We start from the raw sequence: 12,239 nt of genomic DNA on the forward strand, positions 1-12,239 counted from the left end.
ACTGACACGCCATGACTGCCTGGTTCGACTACACGATCAACGGACTGATCGTCGGCAATATCTATGCGTTGCTGGCGGTCGGCCTCGCGCTGATCTTCGGCGTTTCGCATCTGATCAACTTCGCCCACGGTTCGGTGTATATGGTGGGCGGCTTTATCGGCTGGCTATGTCTGACGCGGCTCGGCTTGCCGTTGCCGGTCGCGCTTCTGGCGACCGTCGCGGGCTGCGCGGTACTTGGCATCGTGATCGAACGGATCGGCCTGAGGCCGTTACAGGGCGCCGCGCGTATCGCGCCGCTGCTCGCCACCATCGGCATCAGTTTCGTACTCGACCAGTTGGCGCAGATCGTCTTCGGACCCGATCCGCGTCCGGTGCCGAGCCCGCTGCCGCAATGGACGCTTTCGATCGGCGGGGCGACGCTCGGTTCGCTCGATCTGCTGATCGCGGCGATCGGCGTCGGCGCCGCGGCCGTCCTTTACGTGTTCCTGCGCTTCACGCGGCTTGGCTGGGCCGTGCGCGCGACCGCGCAGGATCGCGACGCCGCGCAGCAGATGGGCGTCAACGTGAATGCCGTGAATCAGGCGGTCTTCGCGATCGCATGCGGCCTCGGTGGTCTGAGCGGATTGCTGGTCGGCATGTACTACAACAGCATCGATCCCGCGATGGGTTTTCAGGCGACGCTCAAGGGCGTCGTCGCACTGCTGATCGGCGGACTGGGGAACGTGCCGGGCGCGATCGCCGGGAGCCTGCTGCTGGGTCTCGTCGAGAGCTATGGCGTCGCGCTCTTCGGCACGAGCTATCGCGACCTGTTCGCGTTCGTGCTGCTGCTGGCGTTTCTCGTGTGGCGGCCCAATGGGCTCTTCAGTTCGAACCGCCGACTGCCGCCCGAACCGCTGACGGGCACGTTTCTGTCGAACCGGCGCGCGGTGCGGATTCCCCGCCGCGTGATCGTTGCCGTGGTGGCGCTCGCGTTCGCGTTGCCGTTCGTGACGCCATCGTCATACGTGCTGCAAACGCTCACCAACGGCTGGATCTATGGGCTGCTTGCGCTGAGCCTCACGCTGGTTGCGGGCACAGTAGGCCAGATTTCGCTCGGCCACGCGGCGCTGCTGTTGATCGGTGCTTACGCGTCGGCGCTGCTGTCGGTGAACCTGGGCTGGTCGCCCGCGCTGACGATTCCGCTCGCCGGCCTCATCACCGCGGCGATCGGCACGCTGCTGGTCTATCCGTCGTTCCGGCTGCGCGGACATTATGTGTCGATCGCGACGCTCGGCATCGGCGAGATCATCGGACTCGTCGTGCTCAACTGGGATAGCCTGACGCGCGGGCCCGTCGGCATCACCGGGATTCCGCCGTTGTCGCTATTCGGCTGGCAATTGACGGGCGTGCGCGCCGTCTACTGGTTCACGCTCGCGGTGCTCGTTTTGCTCGCGCTGTTGCAGGTGCGGCTGCTGCGCTCGCATCTGGGCCGCACGTGGCGCGCGATCCGCGAGGACGACGTTGCCGCGCGCGCTTACGGCATCCGGCCAAACCGCTACAAGGCAATCGCTTTCGCGTGCGGCGGGCTGGCGGCCGGCATCGGCGGCGGCATTGCGGCGCATCTGTATAGCTACATCAACTACCAGACGTTCGACTCGCAGGTGTCGATTCTCGCGCTGACGATGGTCATTCTCGGCGGTCTCGGCAGCGTGATCGGCGCGGTGGCGGGCGCGATCGCGCTGATCAGCCTGCCTGAGCTTTTCCGTTTCGCCGCCGATTACCGGATGCTGATCTACGGTGTGATCCTGTTGCTTCTGGTGCGTTTCAGGCCGCAGGGCCTGTTCGGCGCGGTATGACGGAGACGGCCATGACCTCTACTTCCACCAGCGGCGCGGACATTCTGTTCGACGTGCGGCGTGTGACGCGCCGCTTTGGCGGCCTCGTCGCCGTCGACGAGGTGAATCTTTCGATCGCGCGCGGCGAATGCGTGAGCGTGATCGGACCGAACGGCGCAGGCAAGTCGACGCTCTTCAATCTGCTCACTGGAATCGACACGCCCGACGCGGGCGAGGTGCGCTTCGGCGGCGAGGACGTGACCGGCATGGCGCCGGAGCTGCTCGCCGCGCGTGGCGTCGCGCGCACGTTCCAGCATGGACGCGTATTCGGCAACCTGAGCGTGCTGGACAACGTGCTGATCGGCGCCCACGCGCGACTCGCCACCACGCGCCGCGGCTGGCCTGTCATTGGCGCATTCGCGGAAGTCCTGCGCGCGCTGGTCGGGCCCGCATCGGTACGTCGCGAGGACGCCGAACTGCGCGAAGAGGTGACGGCGCTGCTGGCGCGCTTCGGCACACGGCTCGCGCCTCGCATCGACGAACCGGCGCACAGCCTGTCGTACGCGAACCGACGGCGTGTCGAAATTGCGCGCGCGCTGGCGTTACGTCCGCGCATTCTCTTGCTCGACGAACCGACAGCCGGCATGAACGAATCCGAAACCGCGGAAATGCTCGAACTGATTCTCGAACTCAAGCGCGACGGACTGACGATTCTGCTGATCGAACACAAGCTCGACCTCGTGATGCGGCTGTCCGATCGCGTGCTCGTGCTCGACGACGGCCGCAAGATCGCGCAGGGTTTGCCGGACGAGGTGCGCAACGACCCGGCCGTGATCGAAGCCTACCTTGGGCATCGACAGGTCGGCGCGCAGGCCGGCCGAAACGAAACGGCCGCCGCATGAATACGTCCAGCCTGCATCTTGTTTCATCGAACGATTCACCTTCACCTTCACCATCACCCGCCATGACTGAGCCGTTGCTGAAACTCGATCGGATCGACACGTTTTATGGACAGATCCAGGTGCACTTCGGCGTGAGTCTCAGCATTGGACGCGGGGAGATCGTGAGCCTGCTAGGTGGCAACGCCAGTGGCAAATCGACGGCGATGAAGGTCATTCTCGGCCTGCACAAACCGCGAGCCGGCACGGTCAGTTTCGAAGGCAAGCCGTTGAACGGCTTGCCGACCTCGCAGATCGTGCGGCGCGGCATCGCCTCCGTGCCGGAAGCGCGCCGGCTGTTCGGCGACATGACGGTGCGCGAAAACCTGCTGATGGGTGCCTTCACGCGCAACGACCGCGCCGGCATCGCGGAGGATTACGAGCGCATGCTCGACCTCTTTCCGCGCGTCAAGGAGCGGCTGACGCAACGCGCCGGCACGCTATCCGGCGGTGAACAGCAGATGCTGGCCATGGCGCGCGCGCTGATGAGCCGGCCCGCGCTCGTCTGCATGGACGAACCGACCATGGGCTTGTCGCCGCTCTATGTCGACAAGGTGCTCGAACTGATCCAGACGGTCAACCGGCAAGGCATCACGTTCTTCATGGTCGAGCAGAACGCGAGCCTCGCGCTGCAGATCGCGCATCGCGGTTATGTGCTACAGACCGGCCGCGTGGTGTTGTCCGGCACCGCGAGCGAGCTGCTCGGCGATCAGCGGATTCGCGATGCTTATCTGGGCGGAGCGCTTGCGGCGGAAACTGCGTCGTGAACAAAAGGGGGGACGTCCCGCGCTTTATGCTCCGGGACGCTACACGCGCACTGCGCGATCAGGAACTTGCGACGAGTTCGAGTTTCGCGCCGTGCGTGAGTTCGCGTGCAAGCTCGCCTGTGGGGCCGTTCGCGTGCGTTTCCAGCGCAACGGCGAAGACGCCTTCGCCGCGCGTGGCCAGATGTTGGCGAACGTCAGATTCGAAGCCAACTGCAGGTTCGTGAGAAACGCGCGCAGGACTTACGAGCGTCAATGTCGTCGTGCCGAGCGGCAGGATGGCAAGCGTGACGCCATAGCCGGGCAGAGGCGCGCGCTGCGCGTCGAATTCACCGAGCAACGCGTGATATCGAGCGAGACTCGCATTTAGATCATTCACGGCAACCGTGATGTTCGCGACGCCGCGTGCGCCATTCGCATGGTGGCGCACATCACCTTCGGCCACGCGCAGACGGCGCGGCGTCAGATCCCCGCAGAGGAAGGGCAGGTCGGCGGCAGGCGGCTTGCCGATCTGCCATTCGAGCCGTTCGCCGTCGGGCCTGACGCGTCCGCCCGCAATGGGGCCGTCGTAGACGAGTCCACGCTGGTGAGCCGCATCGATCGTTGCCCCGACCGATTGCGGCAGCAGCGCAAAATCGACGAAACCATCACCGACGCGATGCCCGGCGTCCCACCAGCGATGTTCCGGCGCGTCGCGCGTAAAGGCGATCAGTTCGAAGTAGCTGCCGTCGGCGAAACCGATCAGCGCGTTATGCGTGGCGCCGTCGGCATGCGTGCCGCCGCGCTGCACCGTAAAGCCGAGCGCGCTGAAATGGGCGATGGCCTGCTCGAGATCCTGCACGCGGATCACGATGTGGTCGAGTGAGAGGGACATGCCGGACGAACTCCTCAGGTGGGTGGCTGAAGAGTATGCGAAGCCGTTTGCGAAAACGCCAGCAACGGATTGTCGATTGCATAGCATTGTGCGTGCAATAGCGCGGCAAGCTCGTCATCGGTCCATGTGGCTTTCGGTTTGATTTCGTTAGTTCACAGACGAATATGGATCGATGGATTTGTTCGTGGCGAGAAGCGTGAGGGACGCCGAGAATCGGGTAAGTCAGGCGACACGCCCTCAATCCATTTTCCCGAACCTTCATGAGCAAACGTAGCGGACATCTGCGCCTTGGTGCTTTCCTTTATCCCGCCGGCCATCACATTGCGGCATGGCGCCATCCAGACGTGCAGGCCGATGCCGGCGTCAATTTTCGTCACTATGTCCGTCTTGCGCAGCAGGCCGAGGCTGCGAAGTTCGATCTGATCTTTCTCGCCGACGGCGTAGGCACGCGCGGCGACGACGTCGACTTTCTGAGCCGCACGGCGCACAGCTACGTGGCGCAGTTCGAACCGCTCACGCTGCTGTCGGCGCTGGCGGCGGTGACGGAGCGCATCGGGCTGGTCGGCACGGCTTCGACGAGCTTCAACGAGCCATATCACGTTGCCCGCAAGTTCGCCTCGCTCGACCACATTAGTGGAGGACGCGCGGGGTGGAATCTGGTCACGTCGTCGAGCGAGCATGAGGCGAAGAACTTCAACCGGGACAAGCATTTCGACCACGCGGAGCGCTATGAGCGCGCCACCGAGTTTGCCGAAGTCACCGCGGGACTGTGGGATAGCTGGGAAGACGACGCATTCGTGCGCAACAAGACGGAAGGCCGCTTTTTCGATCCGCGCAAGCGCCATGTGCTCGATCACAAGGGACGCTTCTTTCAGGTCAAGGGTCCACTGAACGTCGCCCGCTCTCCGCAGGGGCATCCGGTCGTCGTGCAGGCGGGATCGTCTGAAGCGGGGCGGGATCTGGCGGCCAGAACGGCCGAGGTGATTTTCACGGCGCAGCAAACGCTGCCGGACGCGGTGGCGTTTTATGCGGACGTGAAGGGACGCATGCAAGCTTATGGCCGTGATCCGGATGACCTGAAGATCATGCCGGGTGTATTGCCGATCGTCGGTCGCACGGAAAGCGAGGCACGCGAGAAATTCGAGCAGTTGCAGTCGCTCGTCGATCCGAAGGTGGGACTCGCGCTGGTGTCCGGACTGACGGGCGGATTCGATCTCTCGGAGTATCCACTGGACGGTCCAATCCCCGAACTGCCGGAAACGAATGCCAGCAAGAGCCGACAGTCGCTGACGCTGGAACTGGCGCGCCGCGAGAATCTTACGATTCGCCAGCTTTACCTGCGGGTCGCGGGCGCGCGCGGTCACTGGCAACTGGTTGGCACGCCGGCGCACATCGTCGATCAACTCGAAGAGCGCTTCGTGAATCACGGCGCCGACGGCTTCAACGTGATGCCGCCGGTGCTGCCGGATGGCTTGACCGATTTCGTCGGACTGGTATTGCCTGAATTGCGGCGGCGTGGTCTGTTTCGCGAAGAGTATGAAGGGCGCACGCTACGTGAGAACCTGGGGTTGCGTCGGCCTGAACACCGCACTCGATCCGCTTGATGCGGTTCGGTCCGCAGTAGCAGGGCGGCATGCTGTTAAAGCGTGCCGCCCTGTTTGCATTTGAGGCGCCAATCTTCGACCAGCAATGGCGCGAAAGTAGAATGCCCCTGTATGTGATAACAGCGATTTTGCTTCGATATTCACGGTGTTTTTGTATCGACGGCGAGGTCCATACGATGTCCGTCATGCACCCAGAAGCAGCGCCGCGAAACAAATAAGCAAGCGAAATTAGTTGGTTTGAATGAACCATCGTCGCCGCGATACTTGATTTGCTAATGGCGGTCTGAACCAGTCGCAGCGACTCCACCGCGATCTCCTCGCCGCCGCAGTAGCTCACGTCAATTCACCCTGCAGGAGGCGGTAACGCTTATGTCCACCCAGCTCGAATCGATAGCGACGCATGCTCCAGCCGTCGACACGGACCTGGCTGGCGCCGACCGAACCCGAAGACCGCGCGGCCTCTCACGCGGCGTGTTGATCGCGGGCCTTGCTGCCATCGCGTGGTTCGCCAGTGCGGCGCAAACCGGGTGGTGGCCGAGTCTCGACGATTGGCCCTACACAAAGCAATTCATTGCGCTCAAGCTGGTGCTTGCGGCCTTCGCTATTGCAACCGCCATCGCCGGCGTGCGTGCCCCGCCCTCCGTGAAAGCGACGACGCGCACCGGCGCATGGCTTGGCGCGATGCCGTGGCTGCTCGCGCTGGCGCTCGGGATCAGCGCATGGGAGGCCGTCACGGCACAGCTCGAATGGTTGCCGCGGCCCTTTTTTGCGCCGCCTCAAGCGCTCATTGGCGTCTTTGCCGAAGACTACCCGCGACTCGGCACGAGTGTCGTGCATTCGTTCGGCTTGCTCGCATACGGCTACGTTCTCGGCGCAGCGGCGGGTTTCATAACGGGCGTCAGCATCGGCTGGTCGCAGGCCGTGAGCTACTGGGTGCATCCCGTTCTGCGTCTGATTGGACCGCTGCCGGCCACCGCATGGCTGCCGCTGGCGTTCTTCTTCTTTCCGTCGAGCTTTAGCGCGAGCGTGTTCCTGATCGCGCTGGCCACCGCTTTTCCGGTTGCCGTGCTGACCTGGTCGGGTGTGGCCGGTGTCAACTCCGCTTATTACGACATCGCGCGCACGCTCGGCGCGAGACCCGCTTTCCTGATCCTGCGAGTTGCGATTCCCGCCGCGTTGCCGTCGGTGTTCGTTGGACTGTTCATGGGTCTCGGCGCATCGTTTTCGGTGCTGATCGTCGCGGAGATGATGGGTGTGAAAGCGGGCCTCGGCTGGTATCTGCAATGGGCGCAGGGCTGGGCGGCGTATTCGAACATGTACGCCGCACTGCTGGTAATGGCGCTGATGTGCTCCGGCCTGATCACGCTGCTGTTCCGCCTGCGCGACCGCTTGCTGGCCTGGCAAAAAGGATTGCTCAAATGGTAGCCGTACCCGAGGTATTGAATCAGCCGGCCGCCGCGACGCCGGTCCGCGATGGCGCGCGCATCGACGTGCGTCACGTCAGCCATCGATTCGCGCTGCGTGGCGCCGCATTGCCGGTGCTGCAGGATTTGAGCTTCGCGGTCGAACCGGGCGAGTTCGTCGCACTGCTCGGCCCGAGCGGTTGCGGCAAGTCCACTTTGCTGCGGTTGGTTGCCGGCCTCGATACGCCGACACAAGGCACCGTGCAGGCCGACGGCGTTGGCATCGTCGGGCCGGATCCGTCGCGCGTGGTCGTGTTCCAGGATCCGACCTTGTATCCGTGGCGTACGGTGCGCGGCAACGTCGGCATCGGTCCGCAGGCGCAGCGCAGGCGCTTTGCGCGGCGCAGCGGGCCGCAAGAGGAGCGTGTGCAGCAACGCATCGACGCGGCGCTGGAACTGGTCGGTCTCAGTGAATTCGCCGAGGCGTTTCCACATCAATTGTCGGGCGGCATGGCGCAGCGCGTCGCGCTGGCCCGCGCGCTCGTCAACGACCCGGCGCTGCTGGTGCTGGACGAACCCTTCGGCAAGCTCGATTCGTTGACGCGCATCCGCATGCAGGGCGAACTCGCGCGACTCTGGCAGGACGCGCGGTTCTCCGTCTTACTGGTCACGCATGACGTTGAAGAGGCGTTGTTGCTGGCGAATCGTGTGATCGTCTTCAGCGAACGGCCGGCGCGGGTAGTCGCCGAGGTTCGCAACGACGCGCCGTATCCGCGTCATCGCGACGATCCGAAACTGGTGGCATTACGCCGCGAGGTGCTCGCGCAACTCGGCCTCGACACCTGAACGAATACAACAATCGATAAACGACCTGAGGAACAGTCACCATGAATCCCTACGATGAAGCCCCATTGAGCCCGGCGCGCCGCGCATGGTTGCGCAAGACGGCCTGGAGCGCGGGTGCGGCGGCGCTCGGTGGCGCTGCGTTGATGCCGGGCGCGCTGACGTTGGCGCAAACGCCGCAAACGCCGCAAGCTCCGCTCAAGCCGCTCAAACTCTCCTGGAACGCCGGCGCGATCTGTACCGCGCCCGTGGCCGTGGCGGTGAAGCAGGGATTTTTTCAGCGACACGGTTTGCAGGTCGAGCTCGTGAATTTTTCGGGTTCGACCGACCAGTTGCTCGAAGCCATCGCGACAGGCAAGTCCGACGCGGGCGTCGGCATGGCGCTGCGCTGGATCAAACCACTGGAACAGGGCTTCGATGTGAAACTGACGGCCGGGATTCACGGCGGCTGCATGCGATTGCTGGCCACGCGGGCCTCGGGCATCGTCGACGTGGCTGGGCTGAAGGGCCGCACGATCGGCGTCAGCGATATGGCGAGCCCGACGAAGAATTTCTTCGCGATTGTGTTGAAGAAGATCGGCGTCGATCCCGAGCGCGACGTGAACTGGCGTCAGTATCCGGCCAATCTGTTGGGCGAGGCGCTGAAGAAAGGTGAAGTGCAGGCCATCGCGGATGGCGACCCGACCATCTGGACGATCCGCGAATCCGATCACCTTTATGAGGTGTCGAACAATCTGTGTGGCGAGTACCAGACGCGTTCGTGCTGCGTGCTCGGCGTGCGTGGCTCGCTGGTGCGTAAAGATCGCGCTACCGCGCAGGCTTTGACGCAGGCGTTGCTCGAAGCAACCGAGTGGACCGCCAATCATCCCGACGACGCGGCGACGATTTTCTCGGCCTATACGCCGTCCGCCGAGGTGAGCCAACTGGCCGCCATGCTCAAGAGCCATACCGATCACCATCATCCGGTCGGCGATACGTTCAGGAAGGAAATCTCGCTCTATGCCGACGACCTGAAAGCGGTGGGCGTGCTCAACAGCGGGACCGATTCGAATCGCCTGGCGAATCGGGTGTTCTCGGATGTGCTGGCCTAAAGCGCGATAATCCCGCAATGGTCCGGCGCATCGGCCGCGATCTGTTTCTCGCGGATATCGGTGCGCATGCAAAGCGCCTCGCTGCGCAGATTCCTGCTGACTTCGACGAGTCCGCGTATGCGTCGAGCGTGTGGCAGCGTGAGGTGTCGAACGCCTGACGCTGCGGGTGAAAACGGCTAGTTGAACGACACGCGGGCGTCGGCGACGCCCGCAACCGCAACTGTAGACCGGGATTCGCTCACACCAGGCCTCGCCAATGCACCTGCTCCCGCAATGTGCAGCGAGAGATTCACGACGCGCAGTGCGCCGCCTACCGCGTGCTGTTTCGCGGCCAGAAGCCTGGCGATCCACGGTTCGCCCCCCTCAACCGGCACGCTTGCACGTAGAAAAGCCGGCTTCCTTCAGTTCCTCGATGTCTTCGTAAAAGAATCGATTCTCGCGATCGTACAGCGCGGCGCGCGTGCCGATCCGCTCAAGCAGGGCCTCGAAGTACCTGTTCTCAGAATGACATAGATGATTATCTGCAGCAGTCCCGAGCGCACGCCAATATCGATTTGGTATTTGCAAAGCGATACCAGTGCGTTGCGTCGCGACCGCGCGGATGCATCTGTGATAGCAGGCGACGCATCACGCGATGCGGGTGTCGCGCCGCGAATCGCCCAACCTTCGACTATAGGCAAGCAGCAACGGCCTTCGAAATAAGCTTTTGTTCGAACCAAAGCGCTTCTTTCATGGACTCTTTTTGCCGCGACGGCGACTAATCGAATCGCTCCCCAACGCATATGCATGCGCTGAATCGTTGGTTGCCGATGCCGCATCGATCCTGCTTTCATGGACCACGCCATCGACCCCAAGGAGAAGGACGCCATGAGTACAGTGCTCGAGCAACAGCATCAGCAATCCGCCGCCCACCAGGATCTTCGCGTACGCCGGTACAAGCCATTGATCGGCGCGGTGATCGAAAACGTCGACCTGTCAAAGCCTCTGAGTGATGACAATCAGCAAACGGTGAGGCAGGCACTGGTCGATCACGGTGTGATCTTTTTTCGCGAGCAGACGCTTACGCCAGAACAGCATGTCGCGCTTGCGCGGATCTTCGGCACCCCGATCCGCAAGAATATCTATCTGCCGGCCGTCGCGGGCTTTCCGGAAATCGAGGTCATTGCCCACAGCGATAAAACACAATCGGGCGGCACCGACAACTGGCACGTCGATGTTTCATGGCAGTCGCAGCCGCCCAAAGCCACCGTCCTCCACGCGCAGGAGATTCCTGAGGGGGGTGGCGGCGACACGATCTGGACCTCGTCGGCGGCAGTCTACGACTTGCTGGATCCCGATCTGGCCCGCTACTTCGAGAAGCTGAAAGCAGTGAACACGTTCTTTGCGTCGCCCAAAAAGAACGCGCTGTCCGATCTGTTGAGCGGCTACGACATTCCCGAGGGTACGAGCGAGCAAAGTGTCGAAGCCGGTTTGGCACGCGTGCGCGATGCCGCGCAAAAGTATCCGCCCATTGAAGTGCCGGTCATCAAGACGCATCCGGAGAACGGCCGCAAGCTGGTGTTCGTGAATGAAGGGCATACCAGCCATCTGCTCGGCGTATCGAAGACGGCAAGCCAGAGCCTGCTGAATTATCTCTACGACCTGATCAAGACGCCCGAAGTGCAGGCCCGCTTCGAATGGCGCGCCGGCGATGTCGCGATCTGGGACAACCGTCAGGTCCAGCATTACGCGGCGCGCGACTACGGGTCGGCGCGCCGGCGTATTCACCGCATCACGCTGGAACACGACGGCGTGTTCTGAGCGGCGTACGCCCGCCGTCAATGTCGGATCACGGAGATCGAAGCATGAAGCAAACCGCGCGTCACTTGCGGCATCGTGTTGCTCGCCTGTTTTATCTGCCGGCGCTCGTCGCAGGCGTGATGTCTTTCGGAAACGCCGCGCTGGCGCAAACCCCTGAGAAGCTCGAGCTGCGCTATCAGGGGTGGGCCAGCAAGGTGTTGTATCCCGAACTCGCCGAAGACCTGGGCTACCTTGCGCCGATCAAACTCAAATGGGTGGGCAATACGATTAGCGGGCCGCAGGATATCCAGGCGGCGGTCACCGGCGACGTCGATTTCGGCGGTGCGTTCAACGGTTCGATCGTCAAGCTGGTGGCGGCGCATGCGCCCGTCAAGGCGGTGATTTCCTACGTCGGCACCGACAAGGAGACCAATGGCGGACTGTTCGTGTTGCAAGGCAGTCCGATCCATAGCGCGCGTGACCTGATCGGTCGAAAGGTCGGCGTGAATACGCCGGGTGCTTACGAACAGTATCTGGTGACCGCGTATCTCGAGAAGGCCGGCCTGTCCAAGGAAGAGATCCAACGGGTGGTGTTCGTCGCGGCGCCGCCGGTCAATCTCGCGCAGTTGCTCAGGCAGAAACAACTGGATGCCGTGTTCCTCGAAGACATCATCAAGGACAAGCTGCTCGCGGACGGCGGTGCGACGCTGCTGACCACCGACTATCAACTCTTCGGCTCGTTCGGCTACGCGAGTTATCTGTTCACTGACCGCTTCATTGCGCAGAACCCCAACACGGTGCGCAAATTCGTCGACGGCACGGCGCGCGCGATTGAATGGGCGAAGAACACGCCGCGTACGGAAGTGATCGCGCGTCTGAAGAAGATCGTGGAGGCGCGGCGTCGCAATGAAGATACCTCGATCGTCAACTACTGGAAATCGGCCGGCGTGGGCGGCAAGGGCGGCCTGATCGACGCCAATGACTTCACGACATATATCGACTGGTACGTGAAAAACGGTGTGCTGAAGCCCGGTCAGGTGAAGCCCGAAAACATCTATTCGAATCAGTTCAATCCGTTCAACCAGTCGGTGGCGGCCCATTAGGCGGCCACTGCGTCGAATCACGAGGC

At 62.9% G+C, this 12,239-nt stretch carries 11 protein-coding genes; 10 read left to right on the forward strand and 1 reads right to left on the reverse strand.

The features are described from left to right. The first annotated feature begins 11 nt into the window (after positions 1 to 11). The 3 genes from PQR32_RS19830 to PQR32_RS19840 all read left to right on the forward strand — a co-directional run bounded on the left by PQR32_RS19830 (position 12) and on the right by PQR32_RS19840 (position 3,519). Positions 12 to 1,835, forward strand: coding sequence for an ABC transporter permease (locus PQR32_RS19830; RefSeq protein ID WP_408230465.1), 1,824 nt, complete (start codon positions 12 to 14; stop codon positions 1,833 to 1,835). An 11-nt stretch (positions 1,836 to 1,846) separates the two neighbouring features. Beyond that, positions 1,847 to 2,716: an ABC transporter ATP-binding protein gene (locus tag PQR32_RS19835; protein WP_408230468.1), complete on the forward strand. Its 870-nt coding sequence runs from the start codon at positions 1,847 to 1,849 to the stop codon at positions 2,714 to 2,716. A gap of 62 nt (positions 2,717 to 2,778) precedes the next feature. Further along, positions 2,779 to 3,519: an ABC transporter ATP-binding protein gene (locus PQR32_RS19840; RefSeq protein ID WP_408230471.1), complete on the forward strand. Its 741-nt coding sequence runs from the start codon at positions 2,779 to 2,781 to the stop codon at positions 3,517 to 3,519. A 58-nt stretch (positions 3,520 to 3,577) separates the two neighbouring features. Here PQR32_RS19840 and PQR32_RS19845 read toward each other — a convergent pair whose 3' ends face one another. Beyond that, positions 3,578 to 4,390, reverse strand: coding sequence for a VOC family protein (locus PQR32_RS19845; RefSeq protein WP_408230474.1), 813 nt, complete (start codon positions 4,388 to 4,390; stop codon positions 3,578 to 3,580). Positions 4,391 to 4,650: 260 nt separating this feature from the next. Between PQR32_RS19845 and PQR32_RS19850 the strand changes: the two genes are divergently transcribed. From PQR32_RS19850 to PQR32_RS19880, 7 genes are all read left to right on the forward strand, one after another. Continuing rightward, positions 4,651 to 5,994 carry an LLM class flavin-dependent oxidoreductase gene (locus PQR32_RS19850; RefSeq protein WP_408230477.1) on the forward strand — a complete coding sequence of 448 codons (1,344 nt, stop codon included), beginning with the start codon at positions 4,651 to 4,653 and terminating at the stop codon, positions 5,992 to 5,994. Positions 5,995 to 6,363: 369 nt separating this feature from the next. Then, positions 6,364 to 7,419: an ABC transporter permease gene (locus PQR32_RS19855; RefSeq protein ID WP_408230480.1), complete on the forward strand. Its 1,056-nt coding sequence runs from the start codon at positions 6,364 to 6,366 to the stop codon at positions 7,417 to 7,419. Continuing rightward, the gene (locus PQR32_RS19860; protein WP_408230483.1) at positions 7,413 to 8,243 is read left to right on the forward strand and encodes an ABC transporter ATP-binding protein; all 831 of its coding nucleotides are present in this window, start codon (positions 7,413 to 7,415) and stop codon (positions 8,241 to 8,243) included. The genes PQR32_RS19855 and PQR32_RS19860 overlap by 7 nt, the downstream gene beginning before the upstream one ends. Before the next feature lie 41 nt (positions 8,244 to 8,284). Continuing rightward, the gene (locus PQR32_RS19865; RefSeq protein ID WP_408230485.1) at positions 8,285 to 9,331 is read left to right on the forward strand and encodes an ABC transporter substrate-binding protein; all 1,047 of its coding nucleotides are present in this window, start codon (positions 8,285 to 8,287) and stop codon (positions 9,329 to 9,331) included. Positions 9,332 to 9,348: 17 nt separating this feature from the next. Continuing rightward, positions 9,349 to 9,489, forward strand: a complete 141-nt coding sequence (locus PQR32_RS19870) for a hypothetical protein (RefSeq protein ID WP_408230487.1) — start codon at positions 9,349 to 9,351, stop codon at positions 9,487 to 9,489. A 709-nt stretch (positions 9,490 to 10,198) separates the two neighbouring features. Further along, positions 10,199 to 11,131 (forward strand): TauD/TfdA dioxygenase family protein, encoded by a 933-nt coding sequence (locus PQR32_RS19875; protein ID WP_408230490.1) that lies wholly within the window; start codon positions 10,199 to 10,201, stop codon positions 11,129 to 11,131. Between the two features lie 44 nt (positions 11,132 to 11,175). Next, complete coding sequence (locus tag PQR32_RS19880) at positions 11,176 to 12,213, forward strand: ABC transporter substrate-binding protein (RefSeq protein WP_408230493.1); 1,038 nt, start codon at positions 11,176 to 11,178, stop codon at positions 12,211 to 12,213. Positions 12,214 to 12,239: the final 26 nt, after the last annotated feature.

The organism is Paraburkholderia dipogonis, assembly GCF_046027395.1.
Classification (GTDB): Bacteria; Pseudomonadota; Gammaproteobacteria; order Burkholderiales; family Burkholderiaceae; genus Paraburkholderia; species Paraburkholderia dipogonis_A.

Bases quoted from the DNA above. Each gene is read 5' to 3' on its own strand.
- PQR32_RS19830 (WP_408230465.1), top strand. From the start codon at position 12: ATGACTGCCTGGTTCGACTACACGATCAACGGACTGATCGTCGGCAAT.
- PQR32_RS19835 (WP_408230468.1), top strand. From the start codon at position 1,847: ATGACCTCTACTTCCACCAGCGGCGCGGACATTCTGTTCGACGTGCGG.
- PQR32_RS19840 (WP_408230471.1), top strand. From the start codon at position 2,779: ATGACTGAGCCGTTGCTGAAACTCGATCGGATCGACACGTTTTATGGA.
- PQR32_RS19845 (WP_408230474.1), bottom strand. From the start codon at position 4,390: ATGTCCCTCTCACTCGACCACATCGTGATCCGCGTGCAGGATCTCGAG.
- PQR32_RS19850 (WP_408230477.1), top strand. From the start codon at position 4,651: ATGAGCAAACGTAGCGGACATCTGCGCCTTGGTGCTTTCCTTTATCCC.
- PQR32_RS19855 (WP_408230480.1), top strand. From the start codon at position 6,364: ATGTCCACCCAGCTCGAATCGATAGCGACGCATGCTCCAGCCGTCGAC.
- PQR32_RS19860 (WP_408230483.1), top strand. From the start codon at position 7,413: ATGGTAGCCGTACCCGAGGTATTGAATCAGCCGGCCGCCGCGACGCCG.
- PQR32_RS19865 (WP_408230485.1), top strand. From the start codon at position 8,285: ATGAATCCCTACGATGAAGCCCCATTGAGCCCGGCGCGCCGCGCATGG.
- PQR32_RS19870 (WP_408230487.1), top strand. From the start codon at position 9,349: ATGGTCCGGCGCATCGGCCGCGATCTGTTTCTCGCGGATATCGGTGCG.
- PQR32_RS19875 (WP_408230490.1), top strand. From the start codon at position 10,199: ATGAGTACAGTGCTCGAGCAACAGCATCAGCAATCCGCCGCCCACCAG.
- PQR32_RS19880 (WP_408230493.1), top strand. From the start codon at position 11,176: ATGAAGCAAACCGCGCGTCACTTGCGGCATCGTGTTGCTCGCCTGTTT.